At 40.3% G+C, this 16,534-nt stretch carries 19 protein-coding genes; 15 read left to right on the top strand and 4 right to left on the bottom strand.

Annotated elements, in window-relative coordinates; all coding sequences use genetic code 11:
* The first annotated feature begins 54 nt into the window (after positions 1 to 54).
* The 3 genes from pgeF to ACYQ3A_RS04950 are packed head-to-tail and all read left to right on the top strand — an operon-like array spanning position 55 to position 2,563.
* Complete coding sequence (gene pgeF, locus ACYQ3A_RS04960; protein WP_459896009.1) at positions 55 to 609, top strand: peptidoglycan editing factor PgeF; 555 nt, start codon at positions 55 to 57, stop codon at positions 607 to 609.
* Positions 609 to 1,622: a DNA-processing protein DprA gene (gene dprA, locus ACYQ3A_RS04955; protein ID WP_459896008.1), complete on the top strand. Its 1,014-nt coding sequence runs from the start codon at positions 609 to 611 to the stop codon at positions 1,620 to 1,622. The genes pgeF and dprA overlap by 1 nt, the downstream gene beginning before the upstream one ends.
* The gene (locus ACYQ3A_RS04950) at positions 1,616 to 2,563 is read left to right on the top strand and encodes an SAM-dependent methyltransferase (RefSeq protein WP_459896007.1); all 948 of its coding nucleotides are present in this window, start codon (positions 1,616 to 1,618) and stop codon (positions 2,561 to 2,563) included. Before dprA ends, ACYQ3A_RS04950 begins: the two co-directional genes overlap by 7 nt.
* Here ACYQ3A_RS04950 and lepB read toward each other — a convergent pair.
* Positions 2,560 to 3,201 carry a signal peptidase I gene (gene lepB, locus ACYQ3A_RS04945; protein WP_459896006.1) on the bottom strand — a complete coding sequence of 214 codons (642 nt, stop codon included), beginning with the start codon at positions 3,199 to 3,201 and terminating at the stop codon, positions 2,560 to 2,562. The two genes, ACYQ3A_RS04950 and lepB, sit on opposite strands and share 4 nt — an antisense overlap.
* A gap of 66 nt (positions 3,202 to 3,267) precedes the next feature.
* Between lepB and ACYQ3A_RS04940 the strand changes: the two genes are divergently transcribed.
* From ACYQ3A_RS04940 to ACYQ3A_RS04905, 8 genes are read left to right on the top strand one after another with little or no spacing between them, the layout of a single operon-like run.
* The gene (locus tag ACYQ3A_RS04940; protein ID WP_459896005.1) at positions 3,268 to 3,978 is read left to right on the top strand and encodes a DUF481 domain-containing protein; all 711 of its coding nucleotides are present in this window, start codon (positions 3,268 to 3,270) and stop codon (positions 3,976 to 3,978) included.
* Between the two features lie 4 nt (positions 3,979 to 3,982).
* Positions 3,983 to 4,342, top strand: a complete 360-nt coding sequence (locus ACYQ3A_RS04935) for a hypothetical protein (RefSeq protein WP_459896004.1) — start codon at positions 3,983 to 3,985, stop codon at positions 4,340 to 4,342.
* 54 nt (positions 4,343 to 4,396) lie between these two features.
* Positions 4,397 to 4,987, top strand: coding sequence for a hypothetical protein (locus tag ACYQ3A_RS04930; protein ID WP_459896003.1), 591 nt, complete (start codon positions 4,397 to 4,399; stop codon positions 4,985 to 4,987).
* Positions 4,974 to 7,397: a TIGR03936 family radical SAM-associated protein gene (locus ACYQ3A_RS04925; RefSeq protein WP_459896002.1), complete on the top strand. Its 2,424-nt coding sequence runs from the start codon at positions 4,974 to 4,976 to the stop codon at positions 7,395 to 7,397. Before ACYQ3A_RS04930 ends, ACYQ3A_RS04925 begins: the two co-directional genes overlap by 14 nt.
* A complete protein-coding gene (locus tag ACYQ3A_RS04920; protein WP_459896001.1) occupies positions 7,354 to 8,886 on the top strand; it encodes an Rne/Rng family ribonuclease in 1,533 nt (510 codons plus the stop codon). The genes ACYQ3A_RS04925 and ACYQ3A_RS04920 overlap by 44 nt, the downstream gene beginning before the upstream one ends.
* A 9-nt stretch (positions 8,887 to 8,895) precedes the next feature.
* On the top strand, positions 8,896 to 9,846 hold the full coding sequence (locus tag ACYQ3A_RS04915; RefSeq protein WP_459895999.1) for an outer membrane protein assembly factor BamD: 951 nt from the start codon (positions 8,896 to 8,898) through the stop codon (positions 9,844 to 9,846).
* Between the two features lie 10 nt (positions 9,847 to 9,856).
* The gene (rsfS, locus tag ACYQ3A_RS04910) at positions 9,857 to 10,225 is read left to right on the top strand and encodes a ribosome silencing factor (RefSeq protein WP_459895998.1); all 369 of its coding nucleotides are present in this window, start codon (positions 9,857 to 9,859) and stop codon (positions 10,223 to 10,225) included.
* A complete protein-coding gene (locus tag ACYQ3A_RS04905; protein WP_459895996.1) occupies positions 10,222 to 10,635 on the top strand; it encodes a 23S rRNA (pseudouridine(1915)-N(3))-methyltransferase RlmH in 414 nt (137 codons plus the stop codon). Before rsfS ends, ACYQ3A_RS04905 begins: the two co-directional genes overlap by 4 nt.
* Before the next feature lie 183 nt (positions 10,636 to 10,818).
* Here the strand turns inward: ACYQ3A_RS04905 and ACYQ3A_RS04900 are convergent, their stop codons facing one another.
* The 3 genes from ACYQ3A_RS04900 to ACYQ3A_RS04890 all read right to left on the bottom strand — a co-directional run bounded on the left by ACYQ3A_RS04900 (position 10,819) and on the right by ACYQ3A_RS04890 (position 13,351).
* Positions 10,819 to 11,952: an IS256 family transposase gene (locus ACYQ3A_RS04900; protein WP_459895995.1), complete on the bottom strand. Its 1,134-nt coding sequence runs from the start codon at positions 11,950 to 11,952 to the stop codon at positions 10,819 to 10,821.
* Positions 11,953 to 12,053: 101 nt separating this feature from the next.
* On the bottom strand, positions 12,054 to 12,971 hold the full coding sequence (gene mnmL / locus ACYQ3A_RS04895) for a tRNA modification radical SAM protein MnmL/YtqA (protein WP_459895994.1): 918 nt from the start codon (positions 12,969 to 12,971) through the stop codon (positions 12,054 to 12,056).
* Positions 12,971 to 13,351, bottom strand: a complete 381-nt coding sequence (locus ACYQ3A_RS04890) for a hypothetical protein (protein WP_459895993.1) — start codon at positions 13,349 to 13,351, stop codon at positions 12,971 to 12,973. The genes mnmL and ACYQ3A_RS04890 overlap by 1 nt, the downstream gene beginning before the upstream one ends.
* A gap of 77 nt (positions 13,352 to 13,428) precedes the next feature.
* Here ACYQ3A_RS04890 and ACYQ3A_RS04885 point away from each other — a divergent pair, with 77 nt between their 5' ends.
* From ACYQ3A_RS04885 to crcB, 4 genes are read left to right on the top strand one after another with little or no spacing between them, the layout of a single operon-like run.
* The gene (locus ACYQ3A_RS04885; RefSeq protein WP_459895992.1) at positions 13,429 to 14,010 is read left to right on the top strand and encodes a CDP-alcohol phosphatidyltransferase family protein; all 582 of its coding nucleotides are present in this window, start codon (positions 13,429 to 13,431) and stop codon (positions 14,008 to 14,010) included.
* Positions 14,007 to 15,041, top strand: coding sequence for an endolytic transglycosylase MltG (gene mltG / locus ACYQ3A_RS04880; RefSeq protein ID WP_459895991.1), 1,035 nt, complete (start codon positions 14,007 to 14,009; stop codon positions 15,039 to 15,041). The genes ACYQ3A_RS04885 and mltG overlap by 4 nt, the downstream gene beginning before the upstream one ends.
* Positions 15,001 to 16,161: an ATP cone domain-containing protein gene (locus ACYQ3A_RS04875; RefSeq protein WP_459895990.1), complete on the top strand. Its 1,161-nt coding sequence runs from the start codon at positions 15,001 to 15,003 to the stop codon at positions 16,159 to 16,161. The genes mltG and ACYQ3A_RS04875 overlap by 41 nt, the downstream gene beginning before the upstream one ends.
* Positions 16,158 to 16,532 (top strand): fluoride efflux transporter CrcB, encoded by a 375-nt coding sequence (gene crcB / locus ACYQ3A_RS04870; protein WP_459895989.1) that lies wholly within the window; start codon positions 16,158 to 16,160, stop codon positions 16,530 to 16,532. The genes ACYQ3A_RS04875 and crcB overlap by 4 nt, the downstream gene beginning before the upstream one ends.
* Positions 16,533 to 16,534: the final 2 nt, after the last annotated feature.

Raw genomic sequence — 16,534 nt, 5'->3', positions numbered from 1 at the left:
AGCATTATGAAATATGAAATATTCATTTCACAAAAACCATACGACGGTAGAGAAATGGAAGAAATCAAAGGAATACCTGTTATAAAGCCTATTCAAATCCACGGAAATAACGTTGCTTTTGTGGGTCGTTCAATAAGTCGCAGACCTAAAGCAGACGCCTTAATTACAGACAGTAAGAACTTCTGGATTGGGGTTCTAACTGCCGATTGTCTTCCTGTATTTCTCATCGGAGAAGGAGTGGTTGGAATAGTCCACGCTGGATGGAGAGGAACTCTCAAGGGAATAACTTTTAATGCTGTCAAATACGTCTCTAAGTTTTCAGCAATTAAAAAAGCAATACTTGGAGTTTCCATTTGCGGAAACTGTTACGAAGTCGGAGATGACGTCTTTTCTCTTTTCCCCGGAGAATACTTAAAATGCTTCAGGAAAACAGAAATGGGTAAATATCTCTTTGATCTCAAAGAAGCAAACAGAATCCAACTCAGAGCTGCTGGAATTTACGAAATAGAAGAGATAAACAAGTGTACAGTATGTAACAATGACCTATTCTACTCCTACAGGAAAGAAAAAACAGACAAAAGGATACTTTCAGCAATAAGGATTATCTAATGGAAGAAACTCTAATCTCCATTGCCCTTCTCTTCAAAAAAGGTTTTGGTCCCCGCTCATACATCTCTCTTATTGAAAAATATGGCAATCTATCTGAAGCTCTGAAAGAAGAAAAGATTGAACTGGATAGAGAACTGAAAAAAGCTGAAAAAGAGATAGAAAATGCGAAAAAACTTGGAATTGAGATAATTCCATTGTGCTCAAAACAGTATCCACCATTGCTCAAAGAAACTCATCAACCTCCAATAGTCTTGTACATTAAAGGAACCTTTCCTCAATTACCCTGTATCGCAGTAGTCGGTTCAAGGAAAACTTCAGACTATGGAAGGAGAATTGCATTTTCGATTGGAAAGTTTCTCTCAGAAAATGGCATCTCCGTTGTCAGTGGTCTTGCGTATGGAATAGACTCCGCTGCCCATAGAGGAGCCATCAAAGGAAATGGGAAGACTATAGCTGTTCTTGGAAGCGGTGTTGATCGCATGTATCCAAAAGGAAATACAGGGCTTGCAGAGAAAATAGTTGAAACAGGAGGTACCATCGTTTCCGAGTTTCCCCTCGGGACAAAACCATCAAAAGAAAACTTTCCAAGAAGAAACAGAATAATAAGTGGTCTTTCCCATGCCATTGTAGTAGTTGAAGCAAGAGAAAAAAGCGGAGCCCTGATAACAGCTGACTTTGCAGCGGAACAGGGAAGAACCGTTTTTGCAGTCCCGGGAAACATAGACTCAAGCCTTAGTAGAGGAACAAACAGATTAATAAAGGAAGGCGCTATTCCCCTTCTTGAACTTGAGGACATATTTGACGAGTTACCATTTTTGAAAAGATCCTTTTTTAAACAACAGATACCTAAGAAGTTCAAGGAGATCTATGAACTTCTATCCAGAGCTCCTCTTACAGTCGATCAGATTGCAGATGAGCTTGAAGCTGATATCTCAACTCTCATGACCCTTCTGCTGGAGATGGAGATATCGGGATTTGTAAGAAAAGAAGGAGGAATCTATACGATATGCTGAGAGAGATTCTTAAAACCGAAATAGAAAAAAAAGGATTTGTCACTTTTGATAGATTTGTTTACTTAGCCCTCTATCATCCTGAGTATGGTTACTACACAAAAAAAAGAACAAAACCTGCTCCCGGCGAAGATTTCTTTACCGCACCTGAGCTTTCATCAATTTTCGGAAAAGTCATCGCAAACCACATCAGAAAAATCTCTGAAAAGAGGAATATTCCCCTCAGAATACTTGAACTGGGCGGTGGAAAGGGCTTTCTTGCAAAGGATATCCTCTCTTCCCTACCAGTAGAAGAGTACATAATACTCGAAAAGAATAACATCGCTAAGGAGATTGTTCATAGGGTCAAAATTGTAGAAAACCTTAACGAAATAGAAAACTTTTCAGGTTTTGTAATTTCCAACGAATTCTTCGATGCATTTCCGTTTAAAAGGATAAGGAAAATCAACGGAGAGCTCCGTGAAGTAGTGCTAAGGAAAAAAGAAAATGAACTTTTTGAGGATACAATCCCTTTCACAGAAGAAATTTCCTGCGAACCAGAAGAGGGCTGTGAGTACAGTCTCTTTACTGGCTGGAAATCCTTCTTAGAGAACCTTTTTAAAAAGTTTCAGAGTGGCTATTTTCTGACGATAGACTATGGAGACTTCTGCAAAAACCTACGGAACAGAAGAGAAGGCACGTTTTTATCTTTCAGGAAAAATAGAGCTGAAAGGGATTATCTAAGGTTTATCGGTGAAGTTGACCTCACCTCAAGAGTTGATTTCTCCTATCTCAAAAATCTCCTTGCAAGATATCTCACATCAATCGAAATCAAACCTCAGTCAGAATTCCTGCTTTCTGAAGGAATAGAACAGTTCCTGTCGCCTGAAGACGCTATAACCGCCCTTACACTGATAGTTGATATGGGAAGGAAATTTAAAGTTTTGTCAGGATTCAAGAATTAATTAACCAGTTTAAAAAGTCTATTAAATCTTGGTAAGTGTTTCTCTCCGTCCCATGAGAAAAATATTATCCTTGCAATGCCAACTATCTTATCCCTGTCAACGAATCCCCAGAAGCGGCTATCGTAGCTATTGTTTCTGTTGTCTCCCATCATGAAGTATTTACCTTCTGGAACGATAATAACCTCAGTATTGTCTCCTCTAATTCCTGTTTTTAGGATAAGATGCTTCTTTTCTCCTTCTTCTTTTCTGGGAAGAAACTCGTAAAACAGTTCACCCTCATGTTTCTCGCCTTTCTCATAGTAAATGTAGTTACCGGCAGGTTTGTACTCACAGGGCTTTCCGTTTATGTAAACCTTTCCATCAATAATCTGAAGTTTATCTCCCGGAACACCGACTATCCGCTTAATGTAATAAACATCCTCATTCAAAGGAAAATGAAATACAACAACATCTCCCCTATCAGGTTCCCTAAGGTGGTAGATAACTTTATCTACCAGAATAAAATCTCCAACAAGAAGTGAAGGAATCATAGAACCTGAAGGGATATGGAAGGATTGAACAAGAAATGTTCTTATGATCAATGCTAAGATTAACGCTATTGCAAAGGATTTAAGGTTTTCTACTAATTTGTTGTTCATTACCAACTCCAGAATAATAAAATTTGATTGTGAAATTATACTCTTGAAAAACAAGGAGGAATCCACATGCAATTCCTTAGAATCTTGATAGGTTTTATTGTTACTCTCTTCTTTCCGTTAGCAGCAATGGGAAAAGACAACCAGATATCCATTTCCTACTCCAATTCAGCAGGAAATACGGACACTCAAACGCTTTCCATTGGTTATAACTTAGAAAGAAACTGGAATGGTTTGAGGTTTTACTCAGACGGCTCTTACCTCTACAAGGAAGATAGTGGAAAGGAAACAGCAAATAAACTTACAATCAACAACAGAGGTGAAGCAGATATAACTGGAAGGATTCTGTTTTTTGTCAAAAACTTTATAAAGAGAGATAAATTTTCAGGGTACAACCTACGGTTTGGCTTGGGTCCCGGTATAGGTTATCAACTGATCAAAAAAGATAATGAAAATCTCAAACTTTTCTTAGGTACAGACTTTACCTACAACGATTATACAGAAGGAGGAACTGAAAGCTATGCTTCTGGAGATGTCAGCTTAGAATACAACAGACAATTACTTGAAAATCTGTTATTTACCCAGAAAATCTCATATCTTGTCTCCTTTAAAAACAGCGATGATTACTTCATCCACAGCGAAACAAACTTCGAGGTGCCAATTACAGAAAAGATGGCGCTGGGCATATCCTACAAGGTTGATTACCATAACCTGCTACCAGAAGATGCTGAGTACCATACAGACAGAGTATTCTCAACAAGCCTGATTTATAGATTCTAATTCGATGAAAGATATAAGCAGCATCGCAGAAGAAATTCTTAGAGAAAGGGCTAAAAGTAAGTCCTTCATAACTTACGCAGAACTTACAAAAGAGATAAATAGACGGGCTGGTGAAAAGCTCATTCCCGAAAAGGGAAGAGCTATGGGCAGAATACTGTCTTCTGTGCTTCACGAAATCTGCAGAAGAAATTACAAACAAAAGGATATCCTGCCAGGCTCAATCGTTGTCCTGAAAAAGACAGGAATTCCATCAGAAGGTTATTTCAGATTTCTTCGAGAAGAGGGAATCCTGAAGGAAGAAGATGAAATCGAGTTCTGGAAAATGGAAGTAAGGAAAATTTTTGGAAACAGAAATTTCCCATAAATCAGAATTTCGCCTAACTTTTATCTTAGAATACTTAGAATTAAGGAGAATGATATGGGAATAATGCTATTTTTGATTCTCTTTCTTGTTTTCATTCTGGTAATTGTTCCTACGCTGATGAAAAACAGCAGAGGAACAGCAAACAGACCCAGAACTGTAGAGATTAAAGGAATTGATGGTTCTATTCTCAACTTTTCAGAAGATGGTGTCTCTTATTTCAAGGAAGGAAACTTCAGATTTTTCAGGAGCTCCGAGCTCAAACGCTTTTCCTTTGAAAAGTTAGACGAGAATACCTACGAAATCAAACTCGATAACGGTAAAGAGATAATAACCGTCCCTGTAAGAAAAGAAGAGCTCCAGAAACTCTTCACAAGAACACAATCCCCATCTGGAGAGCCAATCTACACCCCGGGATTCCCATGGCTTGGAACAATCCTTGGAACTGCTGCTGGATTTTTAATTGCAGATCTTATAGCAGACTCAATACACGAAGCAGTTGCACATCAAGCCGAAGAATTTCATAAAGAGGATACTGATTCCACAAGCTTAGATAACCACGATGAAGAAAAAAATTACACTATTCAAGATGATTTTGTAGATTATGACAACGAATTTGATACAGGAGACTTCTTTGACGATTTTTAAGGACGAAAAGCTCATTCAAGAGCTCTACAACGTAAAGAAACCATCTGCTTATTTACCTTTGGAGCTCAACCAGAAAGCTCCTTCATTTGAAGAGAGAGAAGTAAGGTTTGTCCTCACCTATCCAGACCTATATGAAGTTGGAAGTTCCCACATAGGTGGGAAGATTCTCTACCACGTCATCAACAACCTGACAGACTTTGCTCTCTGTCACAGAGTTTACCTTCCCCGTCCCGACATGCAGGAACTAATGAAAAGGAGAGGAATTCCTCTCTACACGCTTGAAGCTCTCCGCCCGGTGAAAGATTATGACCTCTGGGGACTTTCTTTCTCCTCAGAGCTTACCTTCACAAACGCACTTCAGGTAATAAAGCTTGCGGGACTTTCTTTCAGAAGAGAAGAGAGGGAAGGATTCCCCATCATCTTTGCCGGCGGTCCCTGTATGTACAACCCGGTTCCTATCTCTCCCTTTGTGGATCTTGTTTCCATCGGTGACGGTGAAGAAACTCTTGTTGAAATAGCGAAGTTAATGAGAGAAATTAAGAGATCCGGCGCAAGCAAAGAGGATTTCCTGCATGAAGCGAGAAAGATAGAGGGAGTCTGGGTTCCGGCGTTTGGAAAGTACCCTGTAAAAAAAGCGGTTTTCACCGGAGTAAAAGAGGGCTATTTCCCAACTTCTCCTCCTGTTCCAATCGTTGAAACAGCTCAGGACAGGATAGCAGTTGAAGCCGCCAGGGGATGCCTTAGAGGGTGCAGATTCTGCCAGGCAGGTTACATCTACAGACCTTACAGGGAAAAGGATGAAAAGCTCATCAAAAAACTAATAGAAGAAACATTTAAAAACACTGGTTACGAGGAAGCCTCCCTATCTTCTCTTTCAATCTCCGACCACAGCAGGTTCAACGTCCTTGTTCCTGAAATAATGGAAACCTGCTATAGAAAGATGATCTCCCTTTCTCTGCCATCGATGAGGGTAAAGGGATTCAACCCAGATCTTGCCTCTCAAATAATGCAAGTTAAGAAAACAGGATTCACCCTTGCTCCAGAGGCAGGTTCAGATAGGCTCCGAAGGATTATCAACAAAGAGCTTACAAATGAAGACCTCTTTAAAGCTGTAGAAGGTCTATTCTCAAGAGGCTGGGGAAGACTGAAACTCTACTTTATGATAGGGCTACCTTTTGAGCTCCAGGAAGACATTGACTCTCTTACAAGTCTACTCTGGCAGGTTTATAAAATCGGAAAGAAATACAGAGGAAAGAAACACCTTGCCGCAGGAATATCGATTTTCGTTCCAAAACCATTTACCCCATTCCAGTGGGAACCTTTTGCAAAGGAAGAAGAGGTAAAAGAAAAAATAGAGTACATAAAAAAGAAAGCTCCCAGAAGCTTCATCCTCCGATTTCACGACTACAGGCAATCCCTCATCGAAGCGATCCTTACAAGAGGTGATGAAGAAACCAGCAGGCTCCTTGAGGCTGCGCACATTGAAGGATGCCAGCTTGATGGATGGGACGAGTTCTTCAACTGGGATGGATGGCTTAGAGCTTTTGAAAAGACAGGATTTAACATTGAAAAGGCAACAGGAAGAAGGGGTCTTGAAGAAAAACTCCCCTGGGATTTTATAGATGGTGTTGTCAGTAAAAACTTTCTCCTCAGAGAACTTAAAAAGGCAGAAGAGGAGCAGTGGACTCGAGACTGTAGAATTGTCGGCTGCCACGCCTGCGGTGCCTGCACACCCCAACAGATAAAAGACCTGAAAAACTATCCTATACCGGAAAAAATAGAGTTCAAAGTTCCTCCAAGACCAAAGAGGGAGTTTCTACTTAAAAGAAAAGTTGCTCTTGTCTTTGAAAAGACAGGATTTGCAAAGTATCTCTCTCTCCTCGACCTCACAAGGGCATTTACAAGAACCTTCCGCAAGTTCGGGCTACCCTTAAGATACTCACAAGGGTTTAATCCCCATCCAAAGATAAACATCCTCCTTGGACTCCCTGTAGGCGTTGAAGGTAAAGGAGAAATTGTTGAGATAGAACTCACGGAAGAAAGTTTCAACTTTGAAAAGTTCATTAGACGCTCGAAGGACTTCCTGCCAGAAGGTTTAAAGTTCAAAGGCTTCATAGACCTTGAACCTAAGGAAACTCTTTTAAGTAAAATAAAAACGGTAACATACACAATTGTTCCATTTACTGAGTACGACCTCTCCCCGCTTAAAGAGGAAAAATTAATCAGCAGAAAAGGGAAAGAGGTCATTCTGAAGGATCACATAGCTCTGCTTAAAGAGGAGAAAGGCAGGATAGAAATTGCCACGAACGTAATAAATGGCAATATTTTAAACATTCAGGATATACTAAACTGGATAGGATTGAACCTTGGAACAGCAAAGGTGTGTAGAGAAGCGCTCATCCAAACCTAAGAAACAGATACTGATAAACGCCCACACAAAAGAGGTCAGAATCGCTATTTTAGAAGATGGTCAGCTTGTAGAGTTCTACGTCGAGAGAAAGGGAGACAGGGGAATTGTCGGAAATATTTACAAAGGAAGAGTCATAAAAATTGTTCCTGCCGTTCAGGCAGCTTTCGTTGACATAGGAATCTCAAAAAAGGCATTCCTTTACGTGAGAGACGCAGTTACACTTGAATTTGAGGAAGAAGACGATCTATTTGATGAAACAACACAAACTCAGGAAATTGAGCTCCCATCCATAGAAGAGGTTCTCTCAGAAGGGCAGGAGGTCCTCGTTCAGGTTTCGAAAGAACCCATAGGAACAAAAGGGCCCAGGATAACAACAAACATCACAATTCCCGGCCACTACCTTGTTCTACTTCCAACTGTAAACAAAATCGGAATCTCCCGGAGAATTACAGACGAATCGGAAAGGGAAAGACTGAAAGAGATAGCAGAAAAGATCAAACCTGAAGAGTACGGAATCATAGTCAGAACGGCAGCAGAAGGAGCCACCGAAGAAGACCTCAAGAAAGACCTCGACTACATACTAAAGGTATGGAAAGGACTAACTGAAAAGTCTGAAAACAGGCCACCTCCATCACTCCTCTACCAGGATCTGGAAATAGTACCCAAAACCCTGAGAGATCTTCTCACAGAAGACGTTTCAGAAGTTATAATAGATTCAAAAGCTGAGTTTGAGAGAGCTGTAAACTTTGCAAAAGCTTTCATTCCAAAACTTGCAGGAAGAATAAAGTACTACAACAAGGATATCCCCCTTTTTCAGCGGTTTGAAGTGGAAAAAGCCATCGAAAAAGCCCTCTCCAGGAAGGTCTACCTTCCCAACGGTGGCTACATCGTGATAGATGAAACCGAAGCTCTTGTCTCCATTGACGTAAACAGTGGAAAGTTCAAGAAGACGAAAACCCTCGAAGAAACAGCCTTAAAGATAAACCTTGCTGCCGCAAAAGAAATTGCAAGACAGCTCAGGCTGAGAGACATAGGTGGAATTATTGTCATTGACTTTATTGATATGAAAGAAGAGGAGAACAAGCAGCTTCTCCTAAAAACCCTTGAAGAAGAACTGTCTAAAGATAGAGCAAAGACCAAGATAGTCAGCATGTCCGACCTTGGGCTTGTAGAGATGACGAGAAAAAGGGTCAAAAAGAGTCTGGGTAAAAGTCTCACAATGACCTGCCCCTACTGTGAAGGAAAGGGAAGAGTGAAATCGGTTGAAACTGTAGCTTTTGAAATAGAAAGAGAGATCCTGTCCCTTTTAAAAATAAACCACTCAAGCTCAAGGATAATAAAGGTCTATGCAAATCCCTTAGTAGCTGAGAAGTTAAAAGGAGATGAAAAAGATATAATTGATAGAATTGAAGAGATCTACAAAAAGGAAATCAAGGTTATTCCTGTTGATTACTATCATATTGAAAAATTCACAGTCGTAAGAGGATAGGAGGCGATCTTGCGAAAAGGGATAGTTTTTATTGTTTCTTTAATATTCCTCTTCTCCTGCGAGAGGATTCCAAAGACTACAGAAGGTCTCTACCAGAAGGGAATGCAGGCTGCACTTGAAGAGGATTGGGGAAAATCGGCTGAAATGTTAGAAAAAGCCCTTCAAGGAGAGCTCCCACCAAAGAAACAGGAGATAGCAAAGATTACCCTTGCAAATGCCTACTTTAACGATGAAGACTTTGAGAATGCAGCCCTCAACTACGAGGAGTTCTTAGAGCTCTATCCTGCGTCTCCAAAGGCAAAGGATGCTCTATTTAGACTCGGAGTTTCCTACCTTAACCTTGTGAAAGGACCCGAGTGGGATCAGACCTTTACAAAGAAAGCAATTAATGCGTTTGAAGAGTTTATAAAGAGATATCCAGATGACCCACGAGTGGAAAAAGCCAGAACCTATAGAAAAATCGGAAGAAAGATACTTGCAGAACACGAAGTTTACATTGCTGGAACCTACGATATGATCCACAAATTCACAGCCTCTATTCACAGATACAAAGACATAAAAGGGAAATTCAGCGACGTAGAACCTATGGATAGACTCGATTACCTAATAGGAAGGGCTTATTTCTTCACTACTCTCCAGTCTGAGGAAGAAATAGAGAGGTTAAAGAATCAACTCAAAGATGAGAAGGAAAAACTGAACTCAGACGATCCAGAGATTAGAAAAGTTGCAGAGAACAGAATTAAACTTATAAAGAGCGACATTGAAAAGTGGAAAGAGATTGCAAAGGAAAACAGAAAAATAGGTAAGAAAATTCTCTCAGAAGTGGTATCGAAATACCCCCATTCCCCATACAGTGAAAAGGCAAGAAGAATCTTAAATGGAGAGGAAATTCTTAATGTTGAACCTGTCATCAATCCTTTAAAACGTTCACTATGGTGGAAAATAAAAGAAACCCTTTAAGGAGGAGGACTTGGATACCTTAGAGAAGCTAAAGCTTGCCCTGAAAACTGCACTAAACAAAAAGGCTGAGAACCCTGTAGTTATCGACCTGAGAGACCTCACAACACTTGCAGACTACTTCCTGCTACTCACTGCAAATTCTGACGTTCACGGAAGGACAATTGCCGATGAGATAAGGAAAAAACTCAAGGAGAATGGGATAACCCCATTGAGCATTGAGGGTTACGACAATGCAAACTGGATTTTAATGGACTACGGTGATTTCATCGTTCACATATTCAGACCCGAATTCAGGGGACTCTACAACCTTGAATCACTCTGGATGGACGCTCCACGAGTGGAGATTGCAGACCTCCTGCCGGAGGAAACAAGCGTTTGAAAGTAAAAGTTGTCGCCGTCGGGAAAATTTCTCCAATCCTAAAAGAAGCACAGGACTACTATCTAAGAAAATTTAAGAACATAGAGATTGTGGAAGTCAAAAAACAGCGAACAAAAGAAGAGGAAGGGAAAAAGCTATTGGAGAAGGCTAAGGGCTACATTATCGCCCTTGACGAAAGGGGGAGGGAGATGACTTCACGAGAATTTGCCTCCCTTGTTCAAAAACACCCTTTTATTACCTTTCTCATAGGTGGTGCAGATGGACTCTCTGAAGAAGTTAGAGAAAGGAGTAATTTTCTCCTCTCCCTCTCAAAAATGACACTTCAGCACGACATTGCAAGGATTGTCCTCTTAGAACAACTCTACAGGGCAGATCAAATAATTAAAGGAACGCCCTATCACAGGGGTTAGTGTAACTTGTGAACGGAGTTATCCTAAAAAAGTGTGTCTCATTATCCGTTTTTCTGAAAATACAACCACCCCTAACGAATCTTTAGCTGTTAGATTACTAAAAGAGTTTGCAGTTAAGGAAAAAGAACTTTGCATAACGAAGGTGGGTAACAGGAGGTTGTGTCAATAATTTTGTGTAAGCTATTAGGAGTACCTCCTGGAAAACATCTCCTTAAGTTCCTCCCTGGCTTCTAAAAAGCCATTAATTACCCTGTCAGACCATCTATCATTAAGCACTGCTACCCTGAGATAAACGAACTTCTCAACAGCACTAACCGACGGTAAAGCTCCTATTACCTTAACCCTCTTCCTTATCTCCTTTATCGTCCTTTCTATCAGATTTGTCGTGTATATCACTCTCTGAATGGACTCAGGATACTTGAGGAACGTAAGGAACTTATAAAGCTCCTGTTCCCAGGACTTTACAACCTTAGGATACTTTGATCCCCACTTCTCTTTGAACTTCTCAAAACCCCTCAGAGCCTCTTCTTCCGTAGAGGCTTGATATATCCTCTTTAAGTCCTTCGCTATCTTCTTCCTGTCTTTAGCTCTTACCTTGTTCAGAGTATTTCTCACTTTGTGAACCACACAGGATTGAAAGTCTGCTTTTGGAAAGTACTCCTTTATCCTTTCCTCAAGTCCAGTAACTCCATCAGCTACGAAAAGGAGAACTTCTCTCACACCACGGTCATAAAGCCTCTTTATCATTTCCAGCCAGCTCTCAGCTCCTTCCGAAGGATTAACTTCAAAATCAAGTATTTCTCTGTATCCTTCCTCATCTATACCAAGAGCAAAAAGAACAACTTCTTTCTCAACAGTATCTCTCCTGACAGATAGCCACATTCCGTCAAGCATTATGACTGAGTATCTCCTCTTGAGCTTTCTTTGTTTCCACTTGCTTATTTCCTCTAAGGTCACCTGCGATATCTTACTTATAGTTGAAGGCAAGTATTTAAGCTCAAACACGCTCTCAAGAGCTTGGGCTATTGTTCTTGCACTCATGCCAGAGGCAAACATTCCAAGGATTAAGTCCTCAAGGTTGATGTCTCTCCTTTTGTAAGGTTCTATCAGCTTAGTTCTAAATCTTCCTTCCCTGTCCCTTGGGATTTTCAGGTTTTTTAGTTTTCCTACAACAGTATCAAGGTTTCTGACGTAAAAACCGTTCTTTGTTCCTCCATGTTCTTTAAGAAACACTTCTCTTTCAGCTGTCATGATTGACTCTAAGGTTTGTTTTACCACTTCTTTAACGAGGTCTGGTAAAATCTTCTGTAGTTCCATTTTTGCCTCCTGGGGTTGGTATTTGTGGGGTGTTCCCCAGGAGGTTATCCCATTTCTCAAGCTTACACAAAATATCGTACACTACCGTAGCAGAGGCTAAATTAAAAATGTTGTTTTAATCCCTGATAGGTATCCCTCTCCTCAAATCTTCTTCTTATCATTTGAATTACTCTGTTCTTCTCCCTATGGCTGCACCATTCGGGACCGATCAAGAGGTCTTCTGGAGCTTCTCCGGTAATTCTCTGGATAACAGTCTTTCTCGGTAATCTTTCGATAAAGTCAACGACTAAATCCACATACTCCTCAAGCGTTAAAAGTCTGAAGCGCTCCTCAAGGTAGATTCTCTCAAGTGCGGTACTTTTTATCACGTGAAGTGGATGAATCTTTACGCCATCAATTTTCAGTGCTGCTAGGAAATCCGCCGTCTCCATCATGTCATCGTAATCTTCTGTTGGAAGACCTAAAATTGTATGGACGCAAATGTTTATTTCCGGAAACTTCCGGGTTCTCAAAACGGCATCCACAAAATCGGAAACACCGTGTCCTCTATTCATCCACTTTAAAGATTTAAAATGGGAACTCTCAAGTCCATACTCTATCCAGACAAGATATCTGTCTGCGTAGGAATTTATCAGCTCTAAAGTCTCTTCGGAAACACAGTCTGGACGGGTGCCAATGATAAGGCCTACAACTTCTGGAAATTTCTTAATTTCATCGTATATGGACTTCAAAACTTCCGGTGGAGCGTAGGTATTGGTGTATGCTTGAAAGTAAACGAGAAATTTCTTTGCTTTGTAGCGCCTCTTAACCCTTTCTATTCCCTCAGCTATCTGCTTCTCTATCTCCTTCCTTCTCTTTTCAGGATCGTAATCAGAGCCAGAGTAACAGTAAATACATCCCCCTTTCCCTTTAAAGCCATCCCTATTAGGACAGGTGAAGCCGGCATCTACTGTTACTCGATAGACTCTTTCCCCAAATAGATTTTTAAGGTATCTGGAATAGGAGTAATACCTCTCCATTAAAGTTCCTCTTCTTCCTCCTCAAACTCTATACCGATAGGTATGAGCTCTGCAACATCGGAGAGTCCCCACTCATCAAATTTTTGATTACCAAAGTCTTCACACTCAATTGGAATAGCCAAAAGATATCCCTCTCCCGACCTTCTGCAGTGCTCTGCAATTGCTTTTGCTCTCTTCTCTGCTTCTTCCGTTTGAAGAGTCTGACAATCTTCAACCTGAACAGCAATTTGCTGCCTTTCCCCACTCTCATCGGTGTAAACAGCTAAAAAGTCAGGAAGATACTCCTCTTCAGCTTCAGGTTCGTAGATTTCGAACCCCTCTTCATTCATTATTGCCGCCATAATTTCAATAAGTTCTTCCCTTGAAAGTCCCTGCTCCATTTTCAATTCCTCCAGATTTTTCAGAGTTTCTAAGATTTTAATTTATAATTCTTCCTAACAATCACAAGGAAAACGGAATGATAAGCTCCACAAATATAAAAGTAAAGGCTCAAGAACTTCTCAAACCCTTTGCGGAACGGGCAGGATCCGTAGGGGTATCACCAAATATCATCACAGTTACAGGATTTGTCTTCTCTTTTATCTCAGGTATCACAATAGGCATGAACAACTTTTTTGTCGGAACACTCTTTTTCATTCTATCGGGTTTGTGCGATATGCTCGACGGCATTACTGCAAGAGTTAACGGAAAAACCTCAAGATTTGGGTCATTCCTTGACTCCTTTCTTGACAGATATTCAGATTTCTTCCCACTTGCAGGTATATCTATACTGGGGTTTTATCTTCAGAATTTCGACCTCTTTATCCTTTCTCTTCTCTCAATTGTAGGCTCTTTTGCAACAAGTTATGCACGAGCAAAAGCCGAATCTCTTAACATAGAGTGCAAAGTAGGAATTCTTGAGAGACCTGAAAGATTTTTCCTTCTCCTTGCCGGACTTATAACTGGATTTCTTGTTGAATGTCTCCTTATCCTTGCCGTCCTTTCAAACATTACTGCATTCCAGAGATTACTCTGTGCTGCGGAGAAACTCAAAAAGTGAAAAAATTCCTTCTACTGATTCTACTTGCCATTGTAACAGGAACTTTTCTCACTTCCATCTATGTTTACCGGTCTCTCAATGAAAAACGGGAAATTAATGTAAACATTCGAATAGAAAGAAATCAAAGTACCCGGGAAGTTCTGAAAAGACTAAAAGAACTCAATGCCATAGAAAATGAACAGATCCTCTATTTCTGGATCCGATACAAACACATTCCCATAAAAGCTGGTTGCTACAGGTTAAAAGGCACTTACTCTCCAGTAGAAATCGTTCAGGAACTGACGAAAGGCTCTCCCTGTCTCACAAAGGTAACAATTCCGGAAGGAGCAAACATCTTTGACGTTGATAAAATCCTCAGCGAAAAAGGCTTCTGCAGAAAAGGAGAAGTACTGAAACTTTCAAAAGATAAAGAGTTTTTGAACTCCCTAAACTTAAAGTTCCTTGAAGGTTATATTTTTCCGGATACATACTACCATAGGGAAAATGCACGCTGTAAAGAAATCATAGAAGAAACTGTAAAGAACTTTAACAAGAAAACACAATCTCTCTTCAAAGACTATAATCCTCCAGAAATTGTAAAAAGAGGACTAAAGGAAGTCACAAAAGACAAAATTCTGATAGTCGCATCAATAGTGGAGAAGGAAACCCCTCTTCCAGAAGAAAAACCGATAATTGCTGGCATTATCTACAACAGACTCGCAAAAGGTATGAAACTTCAGTGCGATCCAACCGTTTTCTATGCCTACAAAGTAGCAGGAATAGAGAAAGAGAAACTTCATAGAGGCGACACCTCTTTTCCCTCCCCATACAACACTTACTACATAAGAGGACTGCCTCCAACTCCCATCTGCAATCCGGGACTTGATTCGATAAAGGCAGCAATGTATCCAGAAAAGACCCAATACCTCTACTTTGTTGCAGAAAACAAGGGGCACATTTTCTCAAAGAGCTATAATCAACATTTAAAAATAATCAGGAAAATCTACAGGAATGGAAAAAAAGAGAAAGAGGAAAAGATACGTAATAGATAACTCTGGAGAAAAGTACCCGTTTTCAAGGGGTGTTCTTGTCAGATCTCTGACAAAAACCGGTCTTTCAATAGATGAAGCCTACCACGTCGCAGATGAGGTTGCATCAAAGTTCAAAGGGACAATCACTTCTGAAGAGTTAACAAATCTCGTGTTTAAGGTTTTGAAGTCTACATACGGGAAAAAGGTTGCAGAAAAGTACAGACAGTTAGTAGGTGAAAAAGATATTCTCGTTGCTGAATCGGATGGAAAAACTTTTGTTCCTTTCTCAAGGGGAATTCTTGCTGGATCCATCAGATCTGCTGGAGTTGACGTTCAAGAAGCCTTTGAAATCGCAAAGGAAATTGCAGATTATCTGAGACAGAAAGGAAAGTTCAGAATAAAGAGGTCTGAGCTCCGTGACATCACAAGCAGATTCCTCAAGAAAAAACTCGGAAAAGAGTATGCCCAGAGGTATCTCCTCTGGCGCCAAATGAAAAGACTGGACAAGCCAATAATCATCCTTATAGGCGGAGCAACGGGAGTTGGAAAATCAAAACTTGCAGCAGAGCTCGCAGGAATTCTTGAAATCAACCGAATGGCTTCAACCGACTCAATTAGAGAAGTTATGAGAAAGATGATTTCAAAAGAACTCGTCCCATCAATCCACGTCTCAAGCTACGAAGCGGGAGATGTTATCTACAAGTTTGGAGAGATGGAAAAGGAGCAAAAAATCCTTTACGGCTTCCTCGATCAGACAGAGAAAGTCCTTACCGGCATTGAAGCAGTAATAAACAGGGCTATCAAAGAGAACGTCAGCCTCATCGTTGAAGGAATTCACCTCATCCCGGGAATTTTCGATAAATTGAAAGATAGAGCTCACGTAATCCACCTCATACTTACAACCCTTGATGAAGAGATACACAAAAGCCGCTTCAAATCACGGGAAAGGATATCTCAGAGAACCAGCAAGAGATACTTGAGAAACTTTAAAGCGATACGACTCATTCAGGATTACCTCTATAAAACAGCAACAGAAAAAGCCATTCCAGTAGTTGAAAACATCGATTTTGACCAGACAAGAGAAAAGGCAATTGAGATAATTACAGATAAACTGATAGAAGAGGTAGGAGTTAGAGTATGACCATCCTCTATGTAGGTATCGGCGGTTTCGTTGGAGCCATTTCAAGATTTCTCATCGCAGGATTTGTTCAAAAAATCGCTGGTATTTCATTTCCAGCTGGAACCCTTGCTGTAAACATCCTTGGAAGTTTACTTATAGGCTTTTTAGTTATGATTTTTGAAAACATAATAGCTCCCGAATGGAAAGCATTTTTCATTACAGGATTCTTAGGTGCTTTGACCACCTTCTCCACTTTCAGTTATGAAACTGTTATTCTGATTCAGGAAAGTCTCTACTACAAGGCACTTTTAAACGTTTTTCTAAACATTACTCTATGCTTAACAGCCACCATTTTCGGAATGGCTTTATTTAAACTAATTTTTAAAGTATAAAC

The organism is Desulfurobacterium crinifex (genome assembly GCF_054656775.1).
This window is presented reverse-complemented; position numbering and strand designations above follow the sequence as displayed.

What these genes read in the sequence shown, in the direction of transcription:
- dprA (WP_459896008.1), top strand. Translation starts at nt 609, where the DNA reads ATGGAAGAAACTCTAATCTCCATTGCCCTTCTCTTCAAAAAAGGTTTT.
- ACYQ3A_RS04890 (WP_459895993.1), bottom strand. Translation starts at nt 13,351, where the DNA reads ATGGAGCAGGGACTTTCAAGGGAAGAACTTATTGAAATTATGGCGGCA.
- ACYQ3A_RS04950 (WP_459896007.1), top strand. Translation starts at nt 1,616, where the DNA reads ATGCTGAGAGAGATTCTTAAAACCGAAATAGAAAAAAAAGGATTTGTC.
- ACYQ3A_RS04940 (WP_459896005.1), top strand. Translation starts at nt 3,268, where the DNA reads ATGCAATTCCTTAGAATCTTGATAGGTTTTATTGTTACTCTCTTCTTT.
- mnmL (WP_459895994.1), bottom strand. Translation starts at nt 12,971, where the DNA reads ATGGAGAGGTATTACTCCTATTCCAGATACCTTAAAAATCTATTTGGG.
- lepB (WP_459896006.1), bottom strand. Translation starts at nt 3,201, where the DNA reads ATGAACAACAAATTAGTAGAAAACCTTAAATCCTTTGCAATAGCGTTA.
- ACYQ3A_RS04885 (WP_459895992.1), top strand. Translation starts at nt 13,429, where the DNA reads ATGATAAGCTCCACAAATATAAAAGTAAAGGCTCAAGAACTTCTCAAA.
- crcB (WP_459895989.1), top strand. Translation starts at nt 16,158, where the DNA reads ATGACCATCCTCTATGTAGGTATCGGCGGTTTCGTTGGAGCCATTTCA.
- ACYQ3A_RS04935 (WP_459896004.1), top strand. Translation starts at nt 3,983, where the DNA reads ATGAAAGATATAAGCAGCATCGCAGAAGAAATTCTTAGAGAAAGGGCT.
- ACYQ3A_RS04900 (WP_459895995.1), bottom strand. Translation starts at nt 11,952, where the DNA reads ATGGAACTACAGAAGATTTTACCAGACCTCGTTAAAGAAGTGGTAAAA.
- ACYQ3A_RS04930 (WP_459896003.1), top strand. Translation starts at nt 4,397, where the DNA reads ATGGGAATAATGCTATTTTTGATTCTCTTTCTTGTTTTCATTCTGGTA.
- pgeF (WP_459896009.1), top strand. Translation starts at nt 55, where the DNA reads ATGGAAGAAATCAAAGGAATACCTGTTATAAAGCCTATTCAAATCCAC.
- ACYQ3A_RS04875 (WP_459895990.1), top strand. Translation starts at nt 15,001, where the DNA reads ATGGAAAAAAAGAGAAAGAGGAAAAGATACGTAATAGATAACTCTGGA.